Raw genomic sequence first — 5,390 nt, forward strand, 5'->3', positions numbered from 1 at the left:
TGCCTGATGACCATAGCAAGTCGGTCCCACCCCTTCCCATCCCGAACAGGACCGTGAAACGACTTTGCGCCGATGATAGTGCTGCAACCAGTGTGAAAGTAGGTTATCGTCAGGCTAGTTATAAGAAAAACCCCACCATGTGATCATGGTGGGGTTTTTTGCTTTCTGCGTTCGAATTGCGCACCGTTGTTCAAGCACCAAATCGCTTTGACATAAAGCGCATTGCGTACAAATAACTTTGCTTTCTGTCCAGAATCAATCGTGCGCGGCAGATAGTTTTCTATAATTCTTTGTTACCCAATTATTTGTTCTTGTTGGCACATCAAGCCGACAGGGACTTCGTTTGCCTCATCACTTTTAAAAAGAATTTTATGCGATCACTTTCTGCACTTAGCACGCGAGCCAAGCTTGGCCTTGGGTTCGGCCTGGTCGGGATCCTGATCATCGTGCTGGCCATCTTTGCGTGGCGTGAATTAGGGAATGTCGGTGACGAACTCGCCGCACAAAACGTCGTGCGCACTACCCAGCTAGAGCGCTTGTATGAGCTGCGCGAATCGCTTGCCCAGACTGGCCTTGCCGCCCGCAATGCCTATATTTTCCCGGACGTTACCGACGCGCGGCGTGAACTCGACCTCCTGGACGAACACAAGGCCCGGTATCTCGCCGAACTGCAAGCCTTGGAGCCACTGTTTGTGGGTAATGCTGACTTCGCAAAGATGCGCGATGGGCTGCTGCAGATGGCGCAAGAGCTGAATCGCCCACGCCGCTACCGCGATGCAGGAGAGATGACCGAGTACGGCACTTTCCTGGTCAACGAATGCAGTCCGTTGCGCCGTCAGAACGTGCTCGATATCGATCGTGTTATCACCGCCGTGCAGCAACATGTCGTAGAGGGAACGGCTCACGCGCAGGAATCCATCGGTTCCGCCAAGACCACGATCATCGTGGTCACGCTCGCGGCAGTCGCCCTCAGCGTGCTGGTCGGCAGCGCGATCACGGCGCACCTGTTGGGCCAGCTGGGCGGCGAGCCGATCGAAGTCAACCGCATCGCTTCGGCCATCGCTTCAGGCGACCTGACCGTCGACGTCGCCGTCCGTCCCGATGACGATGCCAGCGTCATGCATGCCATCCGCGAAATGCAGGCCAGCCTGCAGAACATCGTTGCGCAAGTCCGCGGCGGCACCGACATGATCGCGACCGCTTCCAGCGAGATCAGCGCCGGCAACGACGATCTGTCGATGCGTACCGAAGAACAGGCGAACTCGTTGGGCCGCACGGCCGATTCGATGAAGGAGCTGACCGCAGTCGTCGAACAGAATACCGCCTACGCCCGTCACGCCAATACGCTCGCCGCATCGGCCAGCGTGGTCGCAAGCAAGGGCGGCACCGTCGTCTCCGCAGTGGTCAACACCATGCAGGACATCAATGCCTCGGCCCGCAAGATATCGGACATCACCAGCGTGATCGACGCGATCGCCTTCCAGACCAACATCCTGGCACTGAATGCGGCGGTCGAAGCGGCGCGTGCCGGGGAGCAGGGGCGTGGCTTTGCCGTCGTGGCGAGCGAAGTGCGCAACCTGGCGCAGCGTTCAGCCACTGCGGCCAAGGAGATCTCTGCATTGATCGGGGAATCGGCCGCCAAGGTCGACGCGGGTTCGAAGCTGGTGGAGCAGGCCGGCGCCACGATGCACGACATCGTGACCAGCGTGAAGGAAGTCAGCGGCATCATCGCTGAAATCACTACCGCAAGCGAAGCCCAGCATGCCGGTATCCAGCAAGTGAACCATGCGGTGGGTCAAATGGACGAAGCAACCCAGCAGAACGCTGCGTTGGTCGAGCAGGCGGCCGCGTCGGCCGCGGCTCTCAAGGAACAGGCAGCGGTGCTGCTGCGCACCGTGCGCGTGTTCCGCATCGGTACCGAGGGCAGCCCGCTGCGGATCGCGGGCTGATCTGCTGATCTATCAGGCGCCGCTCAGTCGGCGCTGTCGTTCAGGCTTTTGCGCAGGTTCACCAACTGGTCGCGCAAGGCTGCGGCTTCGTCGACCGAGCACTGGGTCGCACACAATACCGCCGGCATCACGCTGGCGGCTTCCTTCCTCAAGGCGTTGCCCTCGTCGGTCAGGCTGATGATCACCTGGCGTTCGTCGCTGCGCGCACGGTTACGCTGCACCAGTCCCTGGGCTTCCATACGCTTGAGCAAGGGCGTCAAGGTCGCCGAATCCAGGAACAGACGTTCGCCGATGTCGGACACGGTCAGCTGATCTTGTTCCCACAAAACCATCATCACGAGATATTGCGGATAGGTGAGCCCGAGCTTGGGCAGCAGGCCGCGATAGACCCGCATCATTGCCAATGAGGTCGAGTACAGGGCGAAGCACAGTTGCTCGTCGAGCATGGGCGTCGCAGGGGAGGTAGGGGTGTTCGTGTTCATGCTTCCAATATAGGTCGCACACTAGATAATTGCAAGCGATTATCTGCGAAAATGGGCGCCGTGCCAAAGCATCACCGATGCCGTGTGTGTAGGCGCTCACATATCGTCATCTCTGCAATACGTCGAATTGTCGAATCCTCGCCCGAATGACAGGATCAGGCAAGAGGATGCGAGGAACCATCTACCTCTCGACTCACCCAGACTTCTATGATGAATGAACATTGTATTGAATGGAGCACCCATGAAATCGATCGACACTATTTATATCAAGGGACAATTCGTCACTCCGCATGGCACCGAGCGCTTCACCCTGGTCGACCCTGTCACCGAGCAGGAAGCGACGCAAGTGACCCTGGCTGATGAGGTCGACGCGGAAAACGCGATCGCCGCGGCAACCGATGCTTATCACGAGCTTGCCGGTTCGTCGCGCGAACAGCGCATGAGTTGGCTCGCCCGCCTGCACGAGGTAGTGGCCGCCGCCGAAGAAGAATTGATCGCGACGATGATCGAGGAATACGGTGGGCCGCACGGTATTTCCGTCGCCACCTCCAAGCGGGCCGCCGCCTCGTTCGACCAGGCGCGCACGTTGCTGGCCGATTACCCGTTCGAACGCCAGGTCGCCAGCGCGCGGGTGCGCATGGAGCCACTCGGTGTCGTTGGCCTGATCACGCCCTGGAATGCGAATTACGGCATGATCTGCAGCAAACTCGCGATGGCCATCGCCGCCGGCAGTACGGCCGTGATCAAGCCGAGCGAACTGAGCGCGCGGCAGACTGAACTGCTGACCCGCGTGCTACACCGGGCCGAGGTGCCGGCCGGCCTGTTCAACATCCTGACCGGACGTGGCGACGTCGTCGGCGCCGCCTTCGTGCGCCACCCGGGGATCGCGAAGATTTCGTTCACTGGTTCCACCGCGGTCGGCAAGTCGATCGTGCGCGGTTCCGCCGATACGCTCAAGCGCGTCACGCTGGAACTGGGCGGCAAGTCGCCCACGATCTTGCTCGACGACGCCGACTTCGACAAGGCCATGCCCTTCATTGCGGCGGCCGCAACCATGAACAGCGGCCAGGCCTGCCTGGCGGGCACGCGCCTGCTGGTGCCGCGCGCACGATTGGCGGAAGTCGAGCAGGGCATCGTTGCTGCGTTCCGCGCGTTGAAAGTGGGCGATCCGCGCGATCCGGCGACCCGGATCGGACCGATGGTCAGTTCCACCCAGTATCAACGGGTGCAAGCCTATATCCGCAAGGGTATCGAGGAGGGCGCCACCTTGCTGCTGGGCGGCACGGGCTTGCCCGAGGGCTTGGAGCGCGGCTATTTCGTGCGGCCTACGGTTTTCAGTAATGTCCGCAACGACATGACCATCGCAAAGGAAGAGATCTTCGGGCCCGTGCTGTCCGTGATTGCCTATGACGATGAGGAAGATGCCATCGCGATCGCAAACGACACGATCTACGGCTTGCATGCCTATGTGTTCTCGGGAGACGTGGCGCGTGCGAACCGTGTCGCGCGTCGCATCCAGGCGGGCCGGGTCTTCATCAATGGGCTATACGATGAGCCGATGGCGCCGTTCGGCGGGTTCAGGCAGTCGGGGCTGGGGCGTGAATTCGGCATTTTTGGGCTGGAGGAATATCTCGAGCCAAAGACCCTGCTTGGCCATGAGCAATCGCTCTGAGCGCGCGTTGCTTGGGCAGTTGCTGGAGATGGTCAGCCGCGGCTTCGCCGGGGCGGACGGCATCGATGACCTGTCGACGGCACTGCCCTGGCTGGGGCTGATCCGGCGCCGGGGGCCGACGGCGATCGGTCGCGGGATGCTGGAACCGTCGATGTGCCTGATGCTGCAGGGCGAGAAGCAGATGCTGGTCGGTGAGCGCGTACTGCGCTACGGCGCCGGCTGCTACGTGCAGGCGGGCATGACGATTCCCGTCTCGGGCCAGGTCGTGCGCGCCAGCGAAGCGGAACCCTATTACGGCATCCGGGTCGATCTCGATCCCAAGGAGCTTGCCTCCTTCCTGCTCGAGATGCAGGTCCCGATGCCGTCCCAGGGGAACGACCCGCCGCTCGTCAGCGTCGAGATCGCGGGCGCGGCCTTGCTGGAAGCATTCGAGCGCTTGTTGAGACTGCTCGACCGGCCGACGGATCTGCCCGTGCTCGCGCGTCTGCTCAAGCAGGAAATCGTGTATCACCTGGTGACTGGGCCGGGCGGGCCCACCCTGACGCAGGGATTGATGGGAAGCCACCGTGAGTTTGCCGTGAACAAGGCGATCAGCTGGATCCGCGAGCATTACGACGCACCTTTGAAAATCGCGGAGCTGGCCGAGGCCGTGCACTTGAGCCCGTCGGTTCTTCATCGCCGCTTCAAGGCGGCGACAATCATGAGTCCGCTCCAATACCAGAAGCAGGTGCGGCTGCTGGAGGCGCGCAAGCTCTTGATGAGCGGCGGTCTAGAGGCCGCGAATGTGGCTTTCCAGGTGGGGTATGAAAGTCCATCGCAGTTCAGCCGCGAGTACCGCCGCCTGTTCGGCGCGTCGCCGTTGCAGGACGCGGAACAGCTGCGCGGCGTTGCGCCGTCACCCTGATTTGCCGCTGCAGAACAATATTATTGCTGAGCACTTGCGCGAGCGGGCAGGGCTTTGCTATAGTTCGCCTCCGCTTCGGCACCGACCGAAAAATGTTATCGTAATCAAGTGGTTACGGTGGCAAGATCGGCAGAGAAATCTGAGACGAAGCGAAATGAGGGGTTGACGAAAAACGAAAAACACTTCATACTCTCTTTCCTCTGCTGCTGACGAACAAAACGATTCGAAGCAACAGCAGATGATGCAGTACCGAATGAAGTTCTTTAAAAATTAACAGTCGATAAGTGTGGGCGTTTGATGAAGGTGCCAGCTGACTTGTTCAGCTGCATACTTAAAATATCAAATGTTCGCACAAAGTATTAAACGTTGCTTCAGCAATGAAG

At 60.2% G+C, this 5,390-nt stretch carries 4 protein-coding genes and 1 rRNA gene; 4 read left to right on the top strand and 1 reads right to left on the bottom strand.

Features of this window, described 5'->3' with window-relative positions; genetic code table 11:
- The first annotated feature begins 2 nt into the window (after nucleotides 1-2).
- Nucleotides 3-115, top strand: a 5S ribosomal RNA gene (gene rrf / locus J3U95_RS27800).
- A 256-nt stretch (nucleotides 116-371) separates the two neighbouring features.
- A complete protein-coding gene (locus J3U95_RS27805) occupies nucleotides 372-1,949 on the top strand; it encodes a methyl-accepting chemotaxis protein (protein WP_208281708.1) in 1,578 nt (525 codons plus the stop codon).
- Nucleotides 1,950-1,972: 23 nt separating this feature from the next.
- Here J3U95_RS27805 and J3U95_RS27810 read toward each other — a convergent pair whose 3' ends face one another.
- Nucleotides 1,973-2,431, bottom strand: coding sequence for a MarR family winged helix-turn-helix transcriptional regulator (locus J3U95_RS27810; protein ID WP_208281709.1), 459 nt, complete (start codon nucleotides 2,429-2,431; stop codon nucleotides 1,973-1,975).
- Nucleotides 2,432-2,672: 241 nt separating this feature from the next.
- Between J3U95_RS27810 and J3U95_RS27815 the strand changes: the two genes are divergently transcribed.
- Nucleotides 2,673-4,103: an aldehyde dehydrogenase family protein gene (locus J3U95_RS27815; protein WP_208281710.1), complete on the top strand. Its 1,431-nt coding sequence runs from the start codon at nucleotides 2,673-2,675 to the stop codon at nucleotides 4,101-4,103.
- On the top strand, nucleotides 4,087-5,007 hold the full coding sequence (locus tag J3U95_RS27820) for an AraC family transcriptional regulator (RefSeq protein ID WP_208281711.1): 921 nt from the start codon (nucleotides 4,087-4,089) through the stop codon (nucleotides 5,005-5,007). The genes J3U95_RS27815 and J3U95_RS27820 overlap by 17 nt, the downstream gene beginning before the upstream one ends.
- Nucleotides 5,008-5,390: the final 383 nt, after the last annotated feature.

It is taken from the genome of Massilia oculi (assembly GCF_017582745.1).
Classification (GTDB): domain Bacteria; phylum Pseudomonadota; class Gammaproteobacteria; order Burkholderiales; family Burkholderiaceae_D; genus Telluria; species Telluria oculi_A.

Excerpts from the sequence above, each read along its gene's own strand:
- J3U95_RS27810 (WP_208281709.1), bottom strand. The coding sequence starts at position 2,431 with ATGAACACGAACACCCCTACCTCCCCTGCGACGCCCATGCTCGACGAG.
- J3U95_RS27805 (WP_208281708.1), top strand. The coding sequence starts at position 372 with ATGCGATCACTTTCTGCACTTAGCACGCGAGCCAAGCTTGGCCTTGGG.
- J3U95_RS27815 (WP_208281710.1), top strand. The coding sequence starts at position 2,673 with ATGAAATCGATCGACACTATTTATATCAAGGGACAATTCGTCACTCCG.
- J3U95_RS27820 (WP_208281711.1), top strand. The coding sequence starts at position 4,087 with ATGAGCAATCGCTCTGAGCGCGCGTTGCTTGGGCAGTTGCTGGAGATG.